General features: G+C 60.8%; 20 protein-coding genes. 10 read left to right on the top strand and 10 right to left on the bottom strand.

Features of this window, described 5'->3' with window-relative positions; all coding sequences use genetic code 11:
- Window positions 1-121: 121 nt before the first annotated feature.
- From fecA to AEQ67_RS07855, 3 genes are all read right to left on the bottom strand, one after another.
- A complete protein-coding gene (gene fecA, locus AEQ67_RS07845; protein ID WP_059403313.1) occupies window positions 122-2,455 on the bottom strand; it encodes a TonB-dependent Fe(3+) dicitrate receptor FecA in 2,334 nt (777 codons plus the stop codon).
- A gap of 174 nt (window positions 2,456-2,629) precedes the next feature.
- Window positions 2,630-3,568 carry a FecR domain-containing protein gene (locus AEQ67_RS07850; RefSeq protein ID WP_059403314.1) on the bottom strand — a complete coding sequence of 313 codons (939 nt, stop codon included), beginning with the start codon at window positions 3,566-3,568 and terminating at the stop codon, window positions 2,630-2,632.
- Window positions 3,565-4,053: a sigma-70 family RNA polymerase sigma factor gene (locus tag AEQ67_RS07855; RefSeq protein WP_152974808.1), complete on the bottom strand. Its 489-nt coding sequence runs from the start codon at window positions 4,051-4,053 to the stop codon at window positions 3,565-3,567. Before AEQ67_RS07855 ends, AEQ67_RS07850 begins: the two co-directional genes overlap by 4 nt.
- A 200-nt stretch (window positions 4,054-4,253) precedes the next feature.
- On the opposite strand from AEQ67_RS07855, the gene AEQ67_RS07860 reads away from it, so the two are divergent.
- From AEQ67_RS07860 to AEQ67_RS07885, 6 genes are all read left to right on the top strand, one after another.
- Entirely contained in the window at window positions 4,254-4,559 is a 306-nt protein-coding gene (locus AEQ67_RS07860; RefSeq protein WP_059403316.1) for a DUF3649 domain-containing protein, read from the top strand.
- Window positions 4,556-6,136, top strand: a complete 1,581-nt coding sequence (locus AEQ67_RS07865) for a PepSY-associated TM helix domain-containing protein (RefSeq protein ID WP_059403317.1) — start codon at window positions 4,556-4,558, stop codon at window positions 6,134-6,136. Before AEQ67_RS07860 ends, AEQ67_RS07865 begins: the two co-directional genes overlap by 4 nt.
- Window positions 6,137-6,463 (top strand): DUF3325 domain-containing protein, encoded by a 327-nt coding sequence (locus tag AEQ67_RS07870; protein ID WP_059403318.1) that lies wholly within the window; start codon window positions 6,137-6,139, stop codon window positions 6,461-6,463. It begins immediately after the preceding gene.
- A 4-nt stretch (window positions 6,464-6,467) separates the two neighbouring features.
- Entirely contained in the window at window positions 6,468-7,031 is a 564-nt protein-coding gene (locus AEQ67_RS07875; protein WP_152974809.1) for an RNA polymerase sigma factor, read from the top strand.
- Window positions 7,028-8,017, top strand: coding sequence for a FecR family protein (locus AEQ67_RS07880; protein ID WP_059403320.1), 990 nt, complete (start codon window positions 7,028-7,030; stop codon window positions 8,015-8,017). The genes AEQ67_RS07875 and AEQ67_RS07880 overlap by 4 nt, the downstream gene beginning before the upstream one ends.
- A 201-nt stretch (window positions 8,018-8,218) precedes the next feature.
- Complete coding sequence (locus AEQ67_RS07885) at window positions 8,219-10,648, top strand: TonB-dependent siderophore receptor (protein WP_059403321.1); 2,430 nt, start codon at window positions 8,219-8,221, stop codon at window positions 10,646-10,648.
- A gap of 141 nt (window positions 10,649-10,789) precedes the next feature.
- On the opposite strand, the gene AEQ67_RS07890 is transcribed toward AEQ67_RS07885, so the two are convergent.
- Window positions 10,790-11,665 carry a helix-turn-helix domain-containing protein gene (locus AEQ67_RS07890; protein ID WP_059403322.1) on the bottom strand — a complete coding sequence of 292 codons (876 nt, stop codon included), beginning with the start codon at window positions 11,663-11,665 and terminating at the stop codon, window positions 10,790-10,792.
- A gap of 138 nt (window positions 11,666-11,803) precedes the next feature.
- Between AEQ67_RS07890 and AEQ67_RS07895 the strand changes: the two genes are divergently transcribed.
- Window positions 11,804-12,706: a DMT family transporter gene (locus AEQ67_RS07895; RefSeq protein ID WP_059403323.1), complete on the top strand. Its 903-nt coding sequence runs from the start codon at window positions 11,804-11,806 to the stop codon at window positions 12,704-12,706.
- Window positions 12,707-12,796: 90 nt separating this feature from the next.
- On the opposite strand, the gene AEQ67_RS07900 is transcribed toward AEQ67_RS07895, so the two are convergent.
- Window positions 12,797-13,771, bottom strand: a complete 975-nt coding sequence (locus AEQ67_RS07900; protein ID WP_059403324.1) for a 2-hydroxyacid dehydrogenase — start codon at window positions 13,769-13,771, stop codon at window positions 12,797-12,799.
- A 191-nt stretch (window positions 13,772-13,962) separates the two neighbouring features.
- On the opposite strand from AEQ67_RS07900, the gene AEQ67_RS07905 reads away from it, so the two are divergent.
- Complete coding sequence (locus AEQ67_RS07905; RefSeq protein WP_007905458.1) at window positions 13,963-14,220, top strand: hypothetical protein; 258 nt, start codon at window positions 13,963-13,965, stop codon at window positions 14,218-14,220.
- Between the two features lie 154 nt (window positions 14,221-14,374).
- Here the strand turns inward: AEQ67_RS07905 and AEQ67_RS07910 are convergent, their stop codons facing one another.
- From AEQ67_RS07910 to norR, 5 genes are all read right to left on the bottom strand, one after another.
- Window positions 14,375-15,124 (bottom strand): YkgJ family cysteine cluster protein, encoded by a 750-nt coding sequence (locus tag AEQ67_RS07910; protein WP_059403325.1) that lies wholly within the window; start codon window positions 15,122-15,124, stop codon window positions 14,375-14,377.
- A 95-nt stretch (window positions 15,125-15,219) separates the two neighbouring features.
- Window positions 15,220-15,546 (bottom strand): hypothetical protein, encoded by a 327-nt coding sequence (locus AEQ67_RS07915; protein WP_059403326.1) that lies wholly within the window; start codon window positions 15,544-15,546, stop codon window positions 15,220-15,222.
- A 173-nt stretch (window positions 15,547-15,719) separates the two neighbouring features.
- A complete protein-coding gene (locus AEQ67_RS07920) occupies window positions 15,720-16,178 on the bottom strand; it encodes a GNAT family N-acetyltransferase (protein ID WP_059403327.1) in 459 nt (152 codons plus the stop codon).
- A 27-nt stretch (window positions 16,179-16,205) separates the two neighbouring features.
- Window positions 16,206-17,108 (bottom strand): chemotaxis protein CheV, encoded by a 903-nt coding sequence (locus AEQ67_RS07925; protein ID WP_059403328.1) that lies wholly within the window; start codon window positions 17,106-17,108, stop codon window positions 16,206-16,208.
- Between the two features lie 270 nt (window positions 17,109-17,378).
- A complete protein-coding gene (norR, locus tag AEQ67_RS07930; protein WP_059403329.1) occupies window positions 17,379-18,929 on the bottom strand; it encodes a nitric oxide reductase transcriptional regulator NorR in 1,551 nt (516 codons plus the stop codon).
- Window positions 18,930-19,085: 156 nt separating this feature from the next.
- Between norR and hmpA the strand changes: the two genes are divergently transcribed.
- Window positions 19,086-20,267 (top strand): NO-inducible flavohemoprotein, encoded by a 1,182-nt coding sequence (hmpA, locus tag AEQ67_RS07935; RefSeq protein WP_059403330.1) that lies wholly within the window; start codon window positions 19,086-19,088, stop codon window positions 20,265-20,267.
- 288 nt (window positions 20,268-20,555) lie between these two features.
- Window positions 20,556-21,065 (top strand): disulfide bond formation protein B, encoded by a 510-nt coding sequence (locus AEQ67_RS07940; RefSeq protein ID WP_059403331.1) that lies wholly within the window; start codon window positions 20,556-20,558, stop codon window positions 21,063-21,065.
- Window positions 21,066-21,704 lie beyond the last annotated feature (639 nt).

Below are 21,704 nucleotides of genomic sequence, written 5' to 3' on the forward strand. Positions count from 1 at the left end.
TAAAACCTGAGTGCGCGATCATCCTGAATCACCGCACCGTCTGACTTGACGACTGCTGCGCAGCCGAACGCAGGCTTCGCCAGCTGCTACATGGAGTGTTACGTCTCTATAGGGCGTTCGATCAGAACGCCACAGACGTCTGCACATAAACCGTCCGTGGTTCCCCCACATACTTGCCCTTGTTGTTGTCATCGAACGACCGTGTGAAGTATTGGGTGTTGAAGATGTTCTTCACCCCCACCGCCACATTCAAATCCGATAACTGCGGGCCAAAGTCATAGGCGGCCCGGCTGCTGAACAACATGTACCCCGCAATCTTGCCCGTGCTGCCGTCGACGCTTTCGGCCGAGGTGTTGGCGTTGTCGGCAAACTGGTCGCTCTGGTAGCTGCTGTCGAGATTCAACTTCCAGGCGCCTTCGGTATAACCGACGCCCAGCGTGCCTTTGTGTTTCGAGGAGAACGGCACACGATTGCCTTTGTTCGGCCCGTCTTCGCGGATGGTCGCGTCCACATAGGCGTAAGTGGCATAGACATCAAAACCCGCCAACGAGGGGCTCAGGTCATCGAGTGCGTAGTTGACGCTGGTTTCGATGCCTTGATGGTGTGTTTCGCCACGGGCGATCACCGAGTCGTTGGTCTGATTACTTTCGTACTGGTTGTCGAAGTTGATCAGGAACGCACCGATTTCCGCTCTCAACGCACCGTTGTCGTAACGGGTGCCCAGCTCCCAGGTGCGAGCCTTCTCCGGTTTGACTTCACCGCTGGTCACCCGGTTGGGCATCTGACTGTATTGCACGCTGCCGAAAGAGCCTTCGGTGTTGGCGTAAAGGTTCCAGCTGTCGGTCAGGTGATAAAGCACATTCAACGCCGGCAGCGCGGTGTTGTAGTCGCCCTTGTACTTCTCGTTCGTCAGGTTGTTGGTCTGTTGCGAGTCAATCATTTCGTAGCGGATACCTGGCGTGAGCGTCCATTTGCCAATGTCGATCCGGTCATCGACGAAGAACGCATTGGCTTCGGTGCCGCCTCGGGTGTCGCGGTCGTTGCGGCTGCTGGTGGTCGGGTACTCGTTGCTGGCGATCGGCGTGCGGTAGCGCAGTTCGTGGCCGGCCTCGTTGATGTAGCGATAGCCGACGCCGACTTCATGGCTGGTCGGCCCGAGGTCGAAGCCCTGGGCAAATCGGGTCTCCAGGCCACGCACCCAATACTCGCGAGGCGACAGCGAGAGGAAGGTGCCCTGATCCAGATAGCCACTGCGCAGGGTTTTGGTGAAGAAGGTATTGGCGGTGAATTCGCGGCGATCTTCCTGATAGCGATAGCCGAAGTTGAACATCGTCCGTCGACCCCAGAACTGATCCTTAGGGCGGGTCGATTGGTACGGGTCGGCATCGTAATCGGCGACGTTCAGACCACCGGGCATATCGGCCTTGCCTTCGTAATACTGGGCCATGGCGTTGAAACTGTTGGCGTCGTCGAGCTGGTATTTGCCCTTGAGAATCAGGTCGTCGATTTCGGTGTCGCTGTGTTCGCGCCAGTCGCCACCACGCGTGCCGGAATACAGCAACGCGCCGCCCAGGCCATTCTCGGCAGTGCCGCCGGCCAGCAGGTTGCCGGTGGTTTTGAAACCGTCGTGGCTGGAGGACGGGCTGGTTTCGGTCTGGAAGCCACCCTTGACCGTCGGCTCATCGGGAATCGCCCGGGTCACGAAGTTGACCACGCCGCCGACGTTCTGCGGGCCGTAGCGTACTGCGCCGCCGCCGCGCACCACGTCGACGGCATCCATGTTGCCCATGCTCACCGGGGCGAACGACAACTGCGGCTGGCCGTAAGGCGCAAACGGCACCGGAATGCCGTCCATCAGCACCGTCGATCGCGACGCCAGCCGCGGGTTGAGCCCGCGAATACCGAAGTTCAGCGCCATGTCATGGCTGCCGGTGCCGTTGTTGTCCGGAGCATTCACGCCGGGGATGCGGTTGAGCACGTCCCTGGCCTGGGTCGCGCCTTGACGTTCGAACTCTTCACGGCGGATCACGTCGCGCGCGCCGGGGTGTTCGAAGACGTTGATGGCTGCCGCATCGCTGAGCCAGTCGCCGACGACTTTGGAGGTGTCCAGTTCCAGCGCGGCATCGCTCGCCGGTTGCAGGCTGAAGGCGTTGTTGCCCTCGGCGCGGGCTTGCAGGCCGGAGCCTTTGAGCAAGGCGTTCAAGCCTTGTTCCGCGGTGTAGTTGCCTTCCAGGCCACGACTCTGCATACCGCTGGTGACTTGCGAGCCAAAGGAAATCAGCACACCCGCCTCACGGCCGAACTGGTTGAGGGCGCTTTCCAGCGAGGACGGCGCGATGTGGTACGACTTGGCGTCAGCGGCGTATGCCAGCGACACGGCAGCGAAACTCAGGCTGGCGCCCAGCAAGAGTTGGCGCAGGGTTCGGGCCAGCGGGGTGAGGCGGGGGGGGGGCATGAAGGACGATCCTGAGAAGGTGGAATCAAGGTGGCTTTCCTTCTCTGTCACGCCAGATCTGAAAAACGGCTCATTTATTTTCAAGATCAAAAGATCGCAGCCTTCGGCAGCTCCTACATGGATCGGCGTACACCTGTAGGCGCTGCCGGAGGCTGCGATCTTTTGATCTGGCTGTTAAACCTTCGCCTCGACCGTCACCCAATACCGCGTAAAGCGCTTCACCTTCACCGGCAAACTGATTTCCAGCAGGTCGAGAATCCGTTCGCTGTCGTCCAGTGGATACGTCCCGGAGATCAGCAGATCAGCCACCTTCGCATCGCAATGAAGTTGCCCGCGACGATAGCGACCGAGTTCATCGAGGAAATCCCCAAGGCGCATGTGCGCCGCCACCAGCATGCCCTCCGCCCAGGCACCGCTGTTCGCGTCCAAGGGCAGCGGTTTGCCGACACCGCGCGCGCCAAAGCTCAACTGCTGGGCGCTTTGCAGCCTCAGCGGTGAACCACCATCGGGCGTCAACTCGACGCTGCCCTCGAACACCGCGACTTGGGTGTGATCGGAAAACTGCCGCACGTTCAGGCGCGCGCCTTGGGCCCGCAACAGGCCTTGGGCGGTGCGAACTTGAAACGCTTTGGCGGCGGTGAGCAACATTTCGCCTTCGAGCAAACGGATCAGCCGTGGCTGACTTTCAACGCGCACATCCACCGCGCTGGCAGTGTTGAGCTGCAACTGGTTGCCATCGCCCAACGCTACTTTGCGGCGCTGGCCGATGGGGCTGCGGTAATCGGCCAGCAACGCCGGCAGTGGCGTGTGCTCGCGCATGCCCCAGGTGACCGCCGAGCCGGCACCGAGAATCAGCAGCAGCTTCAACGCCTGACGACGGCCGGCGGATTTCGGCGCGTTGAGGGTGGCGTGAGCCAAGGGCGAAGACAAGCCGCGCAAGCGCTGATTGACCCGCTGGATATGCTCCCACGCCCGTTGATGCTCACTGTGTGCATCGTGCCATTGCTGCCAGGCGTGTTGCTGGCGCGGGGTCAATGGCCCTTGCTGCATTTCCATCAGCCAATGCACCGCCTGTTCGGCGACCTGGGAGGAAAAGTCCGGCGAACCGTTCATAGCGCGAAATAGCAGCGCATTGCCGCTTTGTTCAGGTGCCGCTTGACCGTGGCGATGGAAATGCCCAGCTCGGCGGCGATCTGTGGATAAGTCAGGCCATCGACCTGCGCCAGTAAAAACGCGCGCTTCACCAGCCGTGGCAGGCCATCGAGCAACTGATCGAGTTCCATCAGGGTTTGCAGGATGATCGCCCGTTCTTCCTCCGACGGCGCAACCCTCTCCGGCATCTGCGCCAACGCATCGAGGTAAGCGCGCTCCAGGTCCTGACGGCGGTAATAGTTGAACAACACCCGTTTCGCGATGGTCGTGAGGAAGGCGCGTGGCTCGATGATCTGCGGGGTTTCCCGCGCAGTCAGCACCCGCATGAAGGTGTCCTGGGCCAAATCCGCGGCGCTGTCAGGGCAGCCGAGCTTGCGCCGCAGCCAACCGGTGAGCCAGTTGTGATGGGCGTGATAGAGGACTTCGACGGTATTGGCTGGCTGCAACAGAACCCACTCCGAGCGCATTCGAATGCGTTAGAGAACAAGAATTGTTCGCATTGTAGTGGTGTGTAACGGCATCCGGCAATCGGCGGTATTGGCGATATCGTCGGAGCCTTTTGCGTATGAGAATATTTATCATTAATATTGAGCCCTTGTTGGCTCCGTGACGTGCGCGCGGCCTCACCCGGTTTCAAGGTCGAAACATGAAAGGCAAAACCACCTCGCTTCCCGTTTCCTACCGATTGGCGGTCACCTCGCGGGTGCTCGCCGCCGTGCTGGGCGGTTATCTCGTTTCGGCGCTGGCCAGCGTCAGCCTGACGATGTGGCTGCCCATGGCTCGCGCCGAAGCCGTCGTGACCGGGATGATGAGCTCGTTTCTGGTCTATCTGGTGGCGGTGCTCTGGTGCTTTGCCTGTCGCAACGCGTGGCAGGCCTGGATCGGTTTGATCGTGCCGAGCCTGGTGTTGGCGGCCGTTTCGGGGCTGGCGTACTGGATGGGCCACTCATGAAAGAGGGCTTTCGCCAGGCCATGGCCTGGCTGCACACCTGGGCCGGTTTGATCTTCGGCTGGCTGCTGTTTGCGATTTTCCTGACCGGCACACTGGCCTATTTCAACGATGAGATCAGCCACTGGATGCAGCCGGAAATTCCCGCACGTTCGGTGTCCTCCGAAGCCAGTTTGACCCTGGCGCAGGATTATCTTCAGCAGCACGCCGCCGGCGCCTCGCGTTGGCTCATCGAGTTGCCGAACGCTCGGGAACCTGGCCTGTCAGTGCGCTGGCAACAGTCGCCGGCCAAGCGCGGTGAACGCGGCCGCTTCACGGAAAAACTCCTCGACCCGCAAACCGGCGCCGAAGTGCAGGGCCGCGAGACGATGGGCGGCGACTTCTTTTATCGCTTCCATTTCCAGCTGCAAATGCCTTATCCGTGGGGCCGCTGGTTGTCGACGATCGCCGCCATGGTGATGTTCATCGGTCTGATCACCGGGATCATCACCCACAAGAAAATCTTCAAGGACTTCTTCACCTTCCGCCCGCGCAAGGGCCAGCGCTCTTGGCTGGATGGGCACAACGCGGTGGGCGTTCTGGTGTTGCCGTTTCACCTGATGATCACCTACAGCAGCCTGGTGATTTTCATGGCGATGGTCATGCCAGCGAGCATTCTGGCCTCGTATAAAGGGGATGCCAGCCAGTTTTACGCCGAGGTCTTTCCGGCGTCCAATACACCGGAAGTCGCTGGCAAACCCGCGCAGTTGGCGCCTTTGGCACTGCTGCTGGAAAAGGCTCGCGAACAATGGTCCGGTGGGCGAGTAGGGCGGTTGACGGTGAACAATCCGGGCGACGCAAATGCCTCTGTCGTGCTGGCACGTGACGGCAGCGACCGTGTGGTCCACGACTTTGGCAGCGCGGTGACGTTCAACGGCGTGACCGGCCAACTGCTCGGCACGACCCCGAAGCAAGCACTGCCAGTGGCGATTGCCGGGAGTTTCTATGGTTTGCACATGGGGCATTTCGCCGGTCCGGTGTTGCGCTGGTTGTACTTTATTTGCGGTCTGGCGAGCACGGCGATGATCGGCACCGGGTTGGTGATCTGGCTCGGCAAGCGTCAGCTCAAACATGCCAAGAGTGGCGTGATGCCGTTCGAGTTGCGCCTGGTGGAAGTGCTGAACATCGCCAGCATGTCCGGGCTGGTGATCGCAGTAGCTGCGTTCTTCTGGGCCAACCGCTTGTTGCCGGTCGAGATGGCCGGGCGAGCGGAGTGGGAAGTGAACAGCTTCTTTATGGTCTGGGGCTTCAGCCTGTTGCATGCCATGGTCCGCCGTGGCCGCGCGGCGTGGGTCGAGCAGTTGGCGCTGGCGGCCCTGTTGTTTTGCGTGGTGCCGTTGTTGAACGCCCTGAGCACGCCGTATCACTTGGGCGTCACCCTGGCGCAGGGCGATTACGCTTTGGCCGGTTTTGATCTTGCGTGCCTGGGCAGCGGGCTGTTTCTCGCTTGGGCAGCGTGGAAAATGCAGCGTTCGGCAAAGGCCGATACCGTTGTTCGCAAGCGTGCTCAACCGATCACGCTTGAGCGAGGAATCAACTGAATGCTCCTGGCCCTGATGCTCTGCTATGGCGGTTTCACCGCGCTGTGTTTATCGATGGATCGGCATCACACCGACCTGCTTGGCAGTAAACCATCGGCCCGTCGTCGCCAATGGCTGAAACTCGGTGGCTGGCTGTTGCTGGGCGTGTCGCTGTGGGCGGTGGTGTCGGAGACCGGTTGGGGCCTGGGATTGGTGGAATGGTTCGCGGTGTTGATGCTTAGTGCTTTGTTGCTGGTGCTGTTGCTGCCGTATCGCCCGCGCCTGGCGCTGGGGTTGGCTGGCGTGAGCCTGCTCGCCAGCCCGGTTGCCGTGTTAGTGCAGGGCTGAACTGATGATCGCCAGTCCCCCGGAATCCCATGACGATGAACACCGCGGTGCGCGTGCGCATTTTCTGCAGGTGTTCCTGTCGCAGCGTTCGCAGATGGAAGCGCTGGTGAACCGGCGTGTCGGTTGTCGGGCGACGGCGGCCGACCTGGTGCAGGATTTGTTCGTACGTTTCTGGCGTCGGCCGCTGGTGCAAGTCGAGGAACTCAGCACCTACTTGTTGCGCTGCGCCGGCAACATCGCCATCGATCACTTGCGCAGTGAAGGCACGCGGGTGCGGGTCAACGAAGGCTGGATGCCGGAGGCGCCGGACAGCCAGGGCAGTGAACCGCAAGCAGCGCTGGAGGCGGGCAACGATTTGCGTCATGTCGAAGCGGCGTTGCGCGCGTTGCCTGAGCGCACGCGGCAGATCTTTTTGCTCAACCGCATCCATGGCCGCAAATACGCCGAGATCGCCAAGGCCATGGGCCTGTCCCAAAGCGCCGTGGAAAAACATATGATGCGCGCCCTCGAAGCCTGCAAGGCCAGCCTTCGAGAACCCGAACCGCGCACGCCAGGGAAAGCACCGTGAACAACTTCGAACGCGTCACACCGACGCCCGCTCAGGAACAGGCGGCTTTTGCCTGGCTGAGCCTGTTGCATGACCAGCCCAGCAGCGGTGATCAATCCACTTTCAGTCAATGGCTGCTGGCCGATCCCGCCCACGCCGAGGCTTACGCCCAGGCGCAAGTGGTGTGGGAATTGAGCGAAGGGCCGGCACGCACCCTGGCCGATGAAGAGGCGTTTGCCTTGCAGGGTTATCTCAACGCAATGGATCGTTCGCGCCGCAGCAGCGTGCGTCGATGGTCCGGTGCGCTGGCGATGGCCGCGTGTCTGTTGCTGATGATCAGCCTCGGTGCGGGCTGGCAGCCGACGCGCTGGATCGATGACCTTAGTGCGGATTACGGGTCGGCGCCGGGGGAGATTCGCACCGTCACCTTGGCCGATCAGTCGCAAGTGACCCTGGATGCCGACAGCGCGATTGCCGTGGATTTCAGTCGTGGCGAACGGCATGTCCAGGGGCGTCGTGGTGCCGGATTTTTCAGCGTGACCCACACCGGCGAGCCGTTTGTGGTTGATGCGGAAAAGGGTCAGGCGCGGGTGCTGGGCACGCAGTTTGAAGTACGCCTGCAACCTCACGGCGCGCAGGTCACGGTGTTGTCCGGACGGGTTGGCGTGACAGCGGACAAAAACGCCGAGCAGCAAATCCTCACGGCTGGCCAGCAAGTGGCCTATGGCGGTGGCTCGGCAGAACAGCTCCATGCAGTCGACAGCGAAGCGCAGTTGGCGTGGCGTCAGGGATGGCTCAATTACTACAAGGCGACACTCGCCGATGTGGTGCAGGATTTGGGGCGTTATTTCCCGGGGCGGATTGTGTTGCTCAACGACGAACTGGCGGCACGGCGGGTCAGTGGCAGTTTTCCGAGCAAGGATCCGCAGGCGGTGTTGAGTTCGTTGCAAGGCGTGCTGGGGTTTGAGCAGCACAACGTTTTGGGGCATTTGATTATTTTGCGTTGAGGCAAAGTCAAAAGATCGCAGCCTTCGGCAGCTCCTACAGGGGAACGCGTACACCTGTAGGAGCTGCCGAAGGCTGCGATCTTTTGATCTTGCTTCAAATATTTTCAAATATTTGATGAGGTAAACCCCGACGCCATCCGTGTAGTGACTGAAACTGCGAGTCATTCGCATTCCGTAGCGGTTCTACACAGGTCATGAGCAATGAAGTCCAGGGCAAAATCGGGTTCGGTCAAACAATGGTTGGGTGTTTCTGCATTGAGCTTTTCGGCGCTGGCATTGCTGCCGCTGAGCGTAGCGCTGGCCGCTGAAACCGGCACTCGCCAGCTGCGCACGCAGTTCAGTTTCGCGATGGCCGCCAAACCGCTGCCCCAGGCCTTGAGCGACTTCAGCCGGATCACCGGCATCAGCGTGGTCTACACCGATGAAGCGCCCTACGGCCTCAATGCGCCGGCCGTCAGCGGGCAGATGAGCGCCGAACAGGCGATGCAGCGTTTGCTCGGCGGTTCGGGCTTCACCTTCCGCCGTACCGATGGCCACACCCTGGTCCTTGAACCACTGCCAACCGAAGGCGCGCTGAACCTGGGCGCGACCACCATCACCTCGGTGATGGATCAATCCATGAGCTATCAGCCGCCTCCCACCAGTTCGGTGATGCGCTCTTCGGCCTTGCTCCAGGAAATCCCGCAGACTGTTAACGTCGTTGCCGCCCAGGTCATTCGCGATCAGGCGCCGCGCAATCTCGATGACGCCCTGGCCAACGTCAGCGGCATTACCCAGGGCAACACGCTGGCGAGCACCCAGGACTCGGTGATGACCCGTGGCTTCGGCGACAACCGCAACGGCTCGATCATGCGCGACGGCATGCCGATCGTGCAGGGCCGTGGCCTCAACGCCAGCGTTGACCGGGTCGAAGTGCTCAAGGGCCCGGCCTCGTTGCTTTACGGCATCCAGGACCCGGGCGGCGTAGTCAACATGGTCAGCAAAAAGCCCGAGCTTGAACAGTACAACGCCCTGACCGTGCGCGGCTCGAGCTACGGCGACGGCAAAAACGGCAGCGGCGGCGGCCTCGACAGTACCGGTGCACTCGGCACTTCCGGCCTCGCTTACCGCATGGTGCTGGACCACGAAGACGAAGATTACTGGCGCAACTTCGGCACCCATCGCGAAACCCTGGTGGCGCCATCGCTGGCCTGGTTCGGCGAAAGCACCAAGCTGTTGTTCGCCTATGAACACCGCGAGTTTCTGACCCCGTTCGACCGCGGCACGGTGATAGACCCGCGTGATAACCACCCGCTGGACATCTCCCGTGAGCGTCGCCTCGACGAGCCGTTCAACAACATGGAAGGTCGCTCGGACCTGTATCACTTCGAGGCCGATCACGAGCTCAACGACAACTGGAACGCCCACTTCGGCTACAGCTGGAATCGTGAAACCTACGACGCCAGCCAGGTCCGCGTCACGGCCATCGACACCACTAAAGGCACGCTGACACGGAGCATGGACGGCACGCAAAACGCGATCAGTACTGATCGCTTCACCACCGCCAGCCTCGAAGGCAACGTCAATGTGCTGGGCATGCAACATGACCTGGTGTTCGGTGTCGATGACGAGTACCGCAAGATCTACCGCGAAGACCTGATCCGGCAGAAAAGCCGGGGCAACTTCAGCTACGTCGACCCGGTCTACGGCCGCGAAGTTGCCGGCACCACGGTCAGCCCGGCGGACAGCGCGCAGACCGACCTGCTGCGCAGCGACTCGGTATTTTTGCAGGATTCGATCCACCTCACCGACCAGTGGATTCTGGTCGGCGGCGCGCGTTTCCAGGCGTACGACCAGTACGCCGGTAAAGGCGTGCCGTTCCAGGCCAACACCGACAGCAACGGCCAGAAATGGGTGCCCCGCGCCGGCCTGGTGTATCGCTACACCGACGCGTTGTCGTTCTACGGCAGCTACACCGAATCGTTCAAACCCAACTCGACCATCGCGCCATTAAGCGGCAGCAGCACCGTGCTCGACGGCAGCGTTGCGCCGGAGGAAGCCAAGTCCTGGGAGGTCGGCGCCAAGCTCGATATGCCGGGGCGCGTGACCGGTAACGTCGCGCTGTTCGACATCAAGAAACGCAACGTGCTGGTCGCCAACTCCGAAGGCCCGGTGACGATCTACAGCGCCGCCGGTGAAGTGCGTTCCCGTGGGTTGGAAGTGGACCTGAGCGGCCAGCTCAGCGATCGCTGGAGCCTGATCGGCAGCTATGCCTACACCGATGCCGAAGTCACCGAAGACCCGGTTTACAAGGGTAAAAAACTGCAGAACGTGGCGAAGAACAGCGGCTCGCTGTCGGCGGTGTATGACTTCGGCACCATTGTCGGCGGCGACCAGTTGCGGGTCGGCGCAGGGGCGCGGTATGTCGGGGAACGGGCGGGTAACGCCGTGAACGATTTCGACTTGCCGAGCTACACCGTGGCCGATGCGTTCGCTACTTATGACACCAAGGTCGAAGGGCAGAAGGTCAAGTTTCAGCTCAACGTGAAGAACCTGTTCGACCGCACCTACTACACCTCGGCGGCGAGCCGGTTCTTTGTGTCGATGGGGGATTCGCGGCAGGTGATGTTGTCCAGCACCTTGGAGTTCTGACGGTAGACCGCGTCATCGTTCATCGCGGGCAAGCCCGCTCCCACAGGAATAGTGTCGAACCCAACTTTTGTGATCGACACATACCCTGTGGGAGCGGGCTTGCCCGCGATGGCGGCCTGACAGGCCAAGAAAATCCCGGGATTACCGCAAAAACGCCTGCCGATACTCCCCAGGCGTCCCACCCAAGGCCTGACGGAACCGATTGGTAAAGTGACTGGCACTGGCAAACCCGCACGCCAAGGCAATCTCCCCCAACGGCTGTGACGTCGAGCGCAACAATTCCCGCGCCCGGCTCAGTCGCCGCGCCAACACATACTGATGCGGCGGCAAACCAAAGCTCTCCCTGAACATCCGCGCAAAGTGGTATTCCGACAGCGCGCACAACCCCGCCAATTGCCCCAGGCTGATGGCCTCGGCCAACTGACTGTCGATGAACTCCACCAACTGCCGCCGCTGATGCGCCGCCAAGCCACCCTTGAGCCGCAATCCCTCGCGCATGCCGACCTGGCTGAGCAGCGCGTGGCTGAGCATTTCATGGGCCAGGCTGCTGGTGAGCACGCGTTCGCCCGGTTCCTCCCAATTCAGCGTGATCATCTGCCGAAAGCGCCGGGCTTGCTGCGGGTCGTCGAGAAAGGTGCTTTCGCGCAACTGCAGTTCACGCGGCTCGCGGTCCAGCAGCGTGACGCAGCCGAGGGCGAATTGTTCGGGGCTGAAGTAAAGGTGGGCCAGGCGAATGTCGCCGTTGATCACCCAGCCAGACTGATGGTCGGCCGGCAGAATGCATAGCTTGTCCGGGCCGCCCTTGGTGCCGGGCTGGTCGCGGCGGAAGGTTCCGGTGCCACCGGCGATGTAGCAGGACAAGGTGTGGTGGCTCGGCGCTTCGTAATCCTGGGCGTCGTGATGGTTGCTCCACAAGGCTGCAGCCATGCCGTCACCGAGCTCGGCGCTGAGCTCGAGGCGAGCATTGGGCGAGCGGTTGAGGGCTTGAAAGACTTGCAACGTTTCCAGTGCGGGCATGATCGGTTCTCTCCAACGCCTTGCATCCTACTCCGTAGACGTTGGCCTGCCAGCCTGCCACCCGACAAAAGCGCAAGTTTATGCAAGTGCTGCGCAGCTCGACGCAGGACACTGAACGCCTATTCAGGAGTCTGTGCCATGAACCTTTCTTTGTACCTGCTGACCGTGTTGATCTGGGGCACCACCTGGATCGCCCTGAAATGGCAGTTGGGCGTGGTGGCCATCCCGGTGTCGATCGTCTATCGCTTCGGCCTCGCCGCGCTGGTGCTGTTCGTGATGTTGCTGCTGAGTCGACGCCTGCAAGTGATGAACCGGCGTGGACACCTGATCTGTCTGGCGCAGGGCTTGTGCCTGTTCTGCATCAACTTCATGTGCTTCCTGACCGCCAGCCAGTGGATCCCCAGCGGCCTGGTCGCCGTGGTGTTCTCCACTGCCACCCTGTGGAACGCCCTCAATGCGCGGGTGTTCTTCGGTCAGAAAATCGCCCGCAATGTGCTGATGGGCGGCGCGCTGGGCTTGTTCGGGTTGGGGCTGTTGTTCTGGCCTGAACTGGCCGGCCATACCGCGAGCCCGGAAACCTTGCTCGGCTTGGCCCTGGCGCTGCTCGGCACCCTGTGCTTTTCGGCGGGCAACATGCTCTCCAGTTTGCAGCAGAAGGCCGGGCTCAAGCCGCTGACCACCAACGCCTGGGGCATGGCGTATGGTGCGGCGATGCTCTCGGTGTGGTGCCTGGTCAAAGGCATTCCGTTCGATATCGAGTGGAATGCGCGCTACATCGGGTCGCTGCTGTACCTGGTCATTCCGGGCTCGGTGATCGGCTTCACCGCGTACCTGACGCTGGTCGGGCGCATGGGGCCTGAGCGTGCCGCCTACTGCACCGTACTGTTTCCGGTGGTGGCGTTGAATGTCTCGGCGTTTGTCGAAGGGTATCAATGGACCGCGCCGGCGCTGGTCGGGTTGGTGCTGGTGATGCTGGGGAATGTGCTGGTGTTTCGCAAACCCAAGGCGCCGCTGGTGCAGGGCAATGGCACGTTGGCTTGATTAAGAGCAAAAGATCGCAGCCTGCGGCAACTCCTACACAGGAATGAATTCCCCTGTAGGAGCTGCCGAAGGCTGCGATCTGTTGATTTATTAGCCTTTCCACACCTGCGGGTTGACCAGATCCTGCGGCCGCTCACCCAACAAGGCGCTGCGCAAGTTGGCCAAGGCACGATTAGCCATGGCTTCGCGGGTTTCAGTAGTGGCTGAGCCAATGTGCGGCAAGGTCACGGCGTTTTTCAGCTGGAACAGCGGCGACTCGGCCAGTGGTTCTTTCTCGTAGACATCCAGCCCGGCGCCACGGATCCGGTTGTTTTGCAGTGCTTCGATCAATGCCGGTTCGTCCACCACCGGACCACGGCTGATGTTCACCAGAATCGCGCTCGGCTTCATCAGCGCCAGTTCGCGATGGCTGATCAGGTGTCTGGTTTTTTCGCTGAGCGGCACCACCAGGCAGACGAAATCGGCTTCGGCCAGCAGTTGATCAAGGCTGCGCAACTGCGCGCCGAGTTCTTGCTCCAGTTCGGTCTTGCGGCTGTTGCCGCTGTAGATGATCGGCATGTTGAAACCGAGCCGACCGCGACGGGCGATGGCCGCGCCGATATTGCCCATGCCGACGATGCCCAGGGTCTTGCCGTGCACATCGCAACCGAACAGCTGTGCGCCGACGGTCGCTTGCCATTGGCCAGCCTTGGTCCAGGCATCCAGTTCGGCTACGCGTCGGGCGCTGCTCATCAACAAGGCGAAGGCTAGGTCGGCGGTGCTTTCGGTGAGCACGTCGGGGGTGTTGGTCAGCATGATCCCGCGTTCGTTGAAGTAGGCGACGTCGTAGTTGTCGTAGCCGACCGAGACGCTGGAGACCACTTCCAGTTTGGCGGCGTTTTCCAGTTGTGCGCGGCCCAGTTTGCGGCCCACCCCGATCAGCCCGTGGGCGTGGGGCAGGGCTTCGTTGAATTGCGCGTTGATGTCACCGTTTTTCGGATTCGGCACGATGACGTCGAAGTCCTGCTTGAGGCGTTCGATCATTTCGGGAGTGATGCGGCTGAAGGCGAGGACGGTCTTTTTCATGGGAGGAGGGCTCGTCGGGCGAAGGTGAATGGTAAGCACGCTAACATTCTTCACGGGATTTGTGCGAGCCGAACGTCAACCGCTCAACGGCGGTTGCAAGCTTGAAGCTTGCGGCGCGCCATCCAGTTATACTGCCGCCTTTCGCGGCTCGCTCACCGGGCCCGACTTTATGTGTATCACCCGGAGCTTTCATGACTTCCCCGACACAACCGCCGGTTGCCGACGCCTTGAGCGACGACCAGGCAGACCTGCCAGACAGCGTCGACTCCAGCGCAGACAGCGAAACCAAAGCCGCGATCCCCGCCTTCAAGTTCCCGTTCAAACCGGGCGAACTGGCGGCTGCGAAGAACGCCAGCCAGCCTTGGTACAAGAATGGCGCGAAGAACGGCCACACCAAGACCCCGGGCGCTGCGCCTCCGGGTACTCGTCGTTCGATGGGTAAGCGCTAGGATTTCAGCGTTGCGGTGATGCGGCTGCCGTCTTCGCGGGCAAGCCCGCTCCCACAGTGGATCATTGCTGTACACAAAATCTGTGTTCACTGAAGATCATTGTGGGAGCGGGCTTGCCCGCGATGAGGCCGACACTGACGCCAAATCTTTTGGATCAAACCGCCCGCAACGAAATAAACCCATAGTTCACCGGCTCATCCGCCACCACTTGCGCGCCCGCCGCCACGACTTGCCCGGCAATGTCATCCCCCGACACATGAAACAGCCATTCGCTGCTCCACTCCGGCAATGTCTGCCCGGTCAACTCGTCGATGATCGTGGCGAACTCCGTCATGTCCGGCAGATAAGCGGTAAAGCCATCGCCCTTCAACGCTGTCGTCCTGAACCCCAATAACGCGCAAATCGCATCCTTGTACGGGATGTCATCGCGATCCGCTTGACGCGAGCGCTCGATCAAACCCGCCAGTTCCTGATCCACCAACTCACCACCTACAATCAGCTCCGGTCCTTTTTCCCACGACTCCGGCGGACATTCCTTCACGGCGGTGTTCAGTGGAATTTGCGGATTGATTTCCATCGGGTAGATACGGCACACCAGTGGCCGGCGTTCATAGATGCGGCAGAGGTTGTCTTCGTCAAGATTCCGGCAGGGACCGACGTTGTACGCCGCAAAAGTGATGGCGACATACGCCTCGGACGCGCCGCTTTGAACCAGCGCCGATCGGCGTGTGGCATGCTCGCGTTGTTGCACCGGCACCCCCAGGCCATTGCCCAGGAAACCTTCCACCAACACGATCACCTGACCACCGTCGGCCGCCCACAGGCGGGCTTCAGCCAGGGTCAGGGAGACATGATGGTCATTGCAGCATTTGCCACACCCTACGCAGGAAAACGTCGTATTCATTGAACGGTCTATCGCCTATGAGGGCACGAAACGGCGACAGAATGCCGCCGCAAAGACCGCTGTCGAAGCAAGTTATGCGCCAGACCCTTTGCGGGTCATTGGGCCTTGGCGGTTGGGCGGATGGAGTCCCATTCGGTGACGTAGGCGGTTTTGTCCTTCTTGTTATAGAGGCACAGCTCGGTGCCTTGCTGGCCTTTCATGTGCTTTTGCGGGTACTGGCCTTGCAGCAGCAATGCGGTGTAGCCAACCCGGTCATCGAACTGCGCGGCGTTGCCGACGGGTTTGGCGTTCTTCAAACCGCTGGCCTTGGTGCAACTGGCGAGTACGGCTTTGTCGTAGGCGGCCCAGGCGTCGGGGCTGGAGGCATGGGCCTGGGTGGCGAGCGCGGTGAGGCAGAGGAAGGTCAGGGTGACAGCTTTCATGGTTCAGGCGTCCTTGGGGTGTTTTGGCCAAAGCGGGAGTATGCCTGATGTTATGTGGGTGTTTATGCTGGCCCCATCGCGGGCAAGCCCGCTCCCACAAGGTTTGGTGGTGTACATAAAATTGGGGTTCACGCTGCCCCTGTGGGAGCGGGCTTGCCCGCGAATGCGGTGTCTCAGACCGGAACCGGCTCCCTGCGGACCACGTACATCCCGGCACTTTCATACAACCGCTGCGCCCGCAGGTTATCTTCCAGCACTTTCAAATCGACAAAACCTTCACGCCGCTGCGCAAACACGTTGAAAGCATGCAGCAGCAAGGCACGGCCTAATCCCAGCCCCTGAGCCCGTGAATGCACCACCAGGCTTTTAATGTAGGCGCTGGTCCAGCACTGGCACACACCGACGATGCCGTCTGCATCCAGGGCTATAAAACACAGGGTCGGATCGTATTCGGGGTCGGTTTCAAAACGCCGTTGCCAGACGTCCAGCGCCGGGACGCGTCCGCCCCCTTGCGCATAGCCCAGCTCCATCAAACGATGAACGTCGGTTGCCAGTTCCGGGCGGTATTCGCTGAGGACAATGCCCTGCGGCCAGATGATCGCGGGCACCGCCTCGGCGAGGTTGCGCCGCATCAGAAAGCAAAAGTCCCTGGTCAAGACTCAATGACCTTGTTCGGCGACGGCCTTGGCCGCTTCGATCAAACACTTGGTCAGCTCCGGCGAGGAGAACTTGGTCAGCACCGCGTTCGCCCCGGCAAGACGCGCTTTTTCGCTGTTCATCGCGCTGTCCAGCGAGGTGTGCAGCAACACGTAGAGGTGCGCGAAGTCCGGGGTTTCACGCAGGGTGCGGGTGAAGGCGTAACCATCCATCTCGGACATTTCGATGTCCGAGACGATCAGGTTGATCTGCTGTGCGGTGCCTTGCAGGTCCAGCAGGCAGTCAATCGCTTCCTTGGCGCTGCGGGCGGTGTGGCATTGCAGGCCGAGGTTGCGCAGGGTGTGCACCGATTGCTGCAACGCGGTTTGGCTGTCGTCAACCACCAGGATGCGTGCGTTACCCAGCACTTCGGCGTCTTCCATGCTGAGTTCGGTCGGGGCCATTTCGATCTGCGCCGGGGCGATGCCGTGGATGACTTTTTCGATATCCAGCACCTGCACCAGCGTGCCGTCGACCGAGGTCACTCCGGTGATGTACGACCGCACGCCGCCGGAGCCAAAGGGCGGCGGACGGATGTCGGTGGTCAGGCAATGGACGATCTTGCTCACCGCCTGAACATGCAGGCCCTGCTTGGAACGGCTGACGTCGGTGACGATCAGGCAACCGCCGTTCGGGTCTTCCAGCGGCCGCCCGCCGATGGCCCGACTCAGGTCGATCACCGACAGCGACGCACCGCGCAAAGTGGCGATGCCTTTGACGTGAGGGTGCGACTCCGGCAGCTTGGTCAGCGGCGGGCAGGGGATGATTTCACTGACTTTCAGCAGGTTGATCGCCATCAGCTTGCCGCTGCGCAAGGTAAACAGCAGAAGCGAAAGTGAGTCTGCGCGGGCTTTGTTGGAAGACATAAAAACCTTCTGTGGAAAAAGGTGATGGGCAACCGCGAGGATCGCCAACAGCTATCGATGCCGGGTTATCGACTTGTTGGGGGCAGGCTTTAGGCCAACTCCCCGGTATTGCCGACCAACGCGACCCCGTGTAGCAGCTGCCGAAGGCAGCGTTCGGCTGCGAAGCAGTCGTAAACCCTGAGCACGCGGAGCATCAGATACAGCGCGGTGAATGGTTTAGCGAGGACTGCGTCCTCGGACGCAGCCTTCGGCAGCTGCTACAGGGGGTTGTTATTTCATGCCTAGCCGCTTGGCCATCCGTCCGAGATTTGCCCGATCCAGGCCTAGCTCGCGGGCGGCACTCGCCCAGTTATCGTGGTGCCGCTCCAGGCAGGCGCTGATCAGTTGGCGCTGATAATTCTCGGTCGCTTCACGCAAATCTCCCGCCACCAACGGCACCGGCGCAGCGCTGGGTTGTTCGGCGGCGACTTCAATACTGCCACTGGGCAAGTCCAGATCCGCTGCACTCAAGCTGAGGATTTTCGGCCGTTCCTTGCAGTTACCCAACGCTTTCAGGGCGCTGCGGCCGATCAAGTGTTCCAGCTCGCGCACATTGCCCGGCCAGTCGTATGCCAGCAACGCGGCTTGGGCATCGCTGTTCAGGCGCAGGCTGTTGAGGCCCATGCGTGAGCGGTTCTGTTCCAGGAAATAGCCGCTGAGCAGCAGCACATCGCGCCCACGATCGCGCAATGCCGGCACCAGCAACGGGTAAACGCTCAGGCGATGATAGAAGTCGGCGCGGTAGCGACCGCTGCGCACTTCTTCGGCCAGGTCGCGGTTGGTCGCCGCGATCAGGCGCACGTCGACCTGATGTTCTTTATCCGAACCCAGTCGCTGCAGCTGACCGCTTTGCAACACGCGCAGCAATTTGGCCTGCACCGTCAGCGACAGTTCGCCCACTTCATCAAGAAAAAGTGTGCCGCCATTCGCCAGTTCGAACTTGCCGCGCCGATCGTTCATCGCCCCGGTGAAGGCGCCGCGAACATGACCGAACAATTCGCTTTCCACCAACGTGTCGGGCAGCGCGGCGCAGTTGAGGCTGATAATCGGTTTGTCGGCCCGGGGTGAGGCCGCGTGGATGGCCTGCGCGACCAGTTCCTTGCCGACCCCGGTTTCGCCGGTGATCAGCACGGTAAGGTCGCTGCCGCCGACCAGATTGATCTCTTCCACCAGCCGTTTATGGGCCTTGCTCTGGCCGATCATCTCGCGGTTCTGCTGGCCGCTGGCCTGACGGTAAACCTCGGCGCGCTGGTGTTCGTCTTCGGCGCGATTGGCCAGGCGTTCGATACGCTCGGCGGCGTTGACCGTGGCCGCAGCGAGGCTGGCGAAGGCTTGCAGGGCGTCGAGTTCAATCGGTTCGAAGCGCTCCGGATCGAGTGCGTCGAGCGTCACCAAACCCCACGGACGCTCATCGATAAACAACGGGCAACCCATGCAGTCGTGGACTTCCAGGTGATCGTCGAGGCCATCGATCAGCCCGTCGTAAGGATCGGGCAAGTCGCTGTCGGCGGCGAAGCGGGTCGGGCCGGGACTGCTGAGCAAGGCTTCAAAGCGTGGGTGTTCGCTGACCTTGAAACGTCTGCCGAGGGTGTCGGTGCTCAACCCGTCGACGGCCAGCGGCACCAGCCATTCGCCATCGAGGCGCAGCAGGGCGGCTGCGTCGCAAGGGAGCAGGGCGCGCATGGCTTCGAGCAGGCGCCGATAGCGCTCGCCTTCGGGCAGTTCGCGAGACAGGTCCGAGACCAGCGGGAGCAGGGCGGTCAGCAAGGATTTTGCAGTCATAGTGACTCCATGTAGTCGGTATGACTATAAAACAGTCTTGGTCGATATGACTATAGAGTTATTAAGCTATTGATTTGTATGGATTTAATTATTGGCACGAAAACTGATAAGCATGGGGCAGTCATTTGGTAATCCAAGAAGCTCAGGAGTCACTCTATGCTTAGCGTTCAAGACCGTGCAATCGTCAAATCCACCGTGCCGTTGCTGGAAAGCGGTGGCGAAGCGTTGATCACTCACTTCTACCGCATGATGCTCTCCGAATACCCGGAAGTCCGCCCGCTGTTCAACCAGGCTCACCAGGCCAGCGGTGATCAGCCGCGTGCGTTGGCCAACGGCGTATTGATGTATGCGCGGCACATCGACCAGCTCGACCAGTTGGGCGACCTGGTGGCGAAGATCATCAACAAGCACGTGGCCCTGCAGATTCTGCCGGAACACTACCCGATTGTCGGCGCCTGCTTGCTGCGCGCCATCTCCGAAGTGCTGGGTGACGAGATCGCCACCCCTGAAGTGATGAGCGCCTGGGGCGCGGCCTACGGTCAATTGGCCGAGATCCTGATCGGTGCCGAAACCAGCATCTACGACCAGAAGGAACAGGCACCGGGCGGCTGGCGTGGTGCGCGGGACTTCATCGTCGCGGCCAAGGTGGAAGAAAGCGCGGAAATCACCTCGTTCTACTTCGAACCGGCTGACAAAGGACCGATTCTGGCGGCAGAGCCCGGCCAGTACATTGGCATGAAACTGATCCTCGATGACGAGGAAATCCGTCGCAACTATTCACTGTCGGCCTTGGCCAACAATGGCCAGTACCGCATCAGCGTCAAACGTGAAGCCGGTGGCCGCGCCTCCAACCACCTGCATAATCAACTGCACGTCGGTTCGAGCATCCAGCTGTTCCCACCCTCGGGCGAGGTCACCCTGACCGCCAGCGACAAGCCGTTGGTACTGATCAGCGGCGGCGTCGGCATCACTCCGACCCTGGCCATGCTCGAAGCGGCGCTGGCCACCGAGCGGCCGGTGCACTTTATTCACTGCGCACGTAACGGCAGCGTCCACGCCTTCCGCGACTGGATCGATGGATTGGCCGAGCGTCACCCGCAACTCAAGCGCTTCTATTGCTACGCCGAAGATGATGGCGTGAGCCCGGCGGCGGATAAAGTCGGTCTGCTGAGCCAGGAGCTACTCGGCGAATGGTTGCCGCAGCAGCGTGACCTGGATGCTTACTTCCTCGGGCCTAAGGGGTTCATGGCGGCGATCAAGCGTCATCTCAAGGCGTTGGGTGTGCCGGAGAAGCAGAGCCGGTATGAGTTCTTCGGGCCGGCTTCTGCGCTGGAGTAAACGGTTGCGGCGACTTGGGGGACCGAGTCGTCTGCTTCGCGGGCAAGCCTCGCTCCTACAGGTTTTGTGTCGTTCTTGATTGATAGGAACGACGCAAAACCTGTAGGAGCGAGGCTTGCCCGCGAACGCTTCACCCCAATCCCAATTCACAAAAACCCGCAAAAGTTAATCCCTCCTTAACCGGCCTGTCGTCTATTCCCCCCTACATCCCCCAACACGCACCGGGCTCTCAAAGGTCCGAGCCTGCGTGTAGACTTGCGGGCAATCGATATTCAGAAGGGAAACGCGATGAGCGAGGAAACGATGCGGTTGGGACGTGAGCGGCGCTATCTGGTGCTGCTGGGCATCATCTGCCTGGCGCTGATCGGCGGCGCGCTGTACATGCAAATAGTCTTGGGCGAGGCGCCGTGCCCGCTGTGCATTCTGCAGCGCTATGCGTTGCTGCTGATCGCGATCTTCGCCTTCATCGGCGCGGCGATGCGTACGCGTCGCAGCATCACGGTGTTTGAAACCCTGGTGGTGGTCTGCGCCCTGGCGGGCGTCGGGGTGGCCGGGCATCACGTCTTTACCCAGTTCTATCCGGCGGTCAGCTGCGGCATCGATGTGCTGCAACCGATTGTCGACGGTCTGCCGCTGGCGAAGATCTTCCCGCTGGGCTTCCAGGTCGACGGTTTCTGCTCCACGCCGTATCCGCCGATCCTTGGTTTGTCGCTCGCCCAATGGGCGCTGATTGCCTTTGTATTGATCGTGGTGCTGGTGCCGCTGCTCATTTCGCGTAATCGAAAAGCGCTGCGCTGAGGTCATCCGTCCCCTCGTTACGTAACGCAAAAAAAACGCCCCGGTCCTCATTCAGAGGGCCAGGGCGTTTTGCATTTCGGTGGTCGGCAAAATGACCTTGATGCGCGACAAGTTCGGGTGCGGCACATGTGCGACATGTTGTCACAGCGCGAGTGTCGCAAGGCGTTTCAATGTGCCTGATTGGTGTACGGCTTTGCAACAGAATGGGGGTTTTTTAACAGCAGGCGATGTCAGACCGGAAAAGCCGTAACAGGCAGTTTTAACAGGCCTCGGCGAATTGCCAGAGCCCTTGTCATATAGGGGCTTGAGCGAGGTCGGAGGACGGTGCAGAGCCTTCGATACTGTCTGAACTGCGTGTGGTAGACCTACTATTTTTGGTGTTTTTGTTGAGAATTAATTTCGATAACATGCCGGACTTTTGCAGAAACCGTTAATGATTGTTGCTGGAATGGATAAAAATTATTTCGGGATGAGACATGGTTTATGAATCGCTACGTATCTACAATCGCCACCACTGAATTCCCGGCGCTGCTCACCTTTACTCAGGTGCTTGAGCAGTAATAGGGCGTCGAGAGGCCGGATGGCTTCATGCGACTCCCAGGTGTCGGTGCCTTCCAACTATCCGCACCAAATGGAATT

It is taken from the genome of Pseudomonas sp. RIT-PI-q (assembly GCF_001297125.1).
Lineage (GTDB): Bacteria > Pseudomonadota > Gammaproteobacteria > Pseudomonadales > Pseudomonadaceae > Aquipseudomonas.